Source organism: Rhizobacter sp. P1_G5 (assembly GCF_056405435.1).
The window spans coordinates 1-583 of sequence record NZ_JBFUCB010001193.1; the positions used below are offsets into that span (position 1 = coordinate 1).

At 72.0% G+C, this 583-nt stretch carries 1 pseudogene; it reads right to left on the reverse strand.

What is annotated here, in order from left to right:
* Window positions 1–148 precede the first annotated feature (148 nt).
* Window positions 149–583, reverse strand: a pseudogene (locus AC1D12_RS34920) (serine hydrolase domain-containing protein); the annotation flags it as partial.

The following is a 583-nucleotide window of genomic DNA, read 5'->3' on the forward strand; positions in this document are numbered from 1 at the left end:
GAACACCGTCGAGCCCACGTCGACGCTGAACTGGTCGCGGTGCGCGCCGAAGCTGTGGACCACCTGCAGCCGCGCGTTGAAGCCGCCACCGGCGGAGGGGCGCGGCGTGAAGTCGAGGTCGTGGCCGCGGTAGGTTTCGTGGAAGGCTTCAGGCATCGGCGGCCCCGCCTTCCCGCGCCGACAACTCCTTCGCGACCCGCCGCTCCGACAGCATCTTCGTGCCGCCGAGCCAGAACTCGTGGGCCGCGCCGCGCGCGTCGTGCTGCAGGCGCACCGTCTCGCCATGGTTGCCGAAGGCACCGGCCAGCGTGATGCGGCCGCGGTTGCGGCTGTCGGGCACGAACTCGGTGGCGTCGAGCATCGGATTGGCGAGGGCCGGGTTCGCGACCAGCACCTTGCCGTCCATCGGCAGCAGGTCGCTCGCCCCCCACAGCGTCCACCAGCGACCCGACCAGGCGGCTGCGCGCTTCGACGGCGCACCGTGCACCGCATGCGCACGCAGCACCTGCAGCGCGCCATCGACCCACAGGTTCGACATGCCGTCGGCCGCGTTGGTCAGCACCGTGACCGTGAGGCCCTGCGC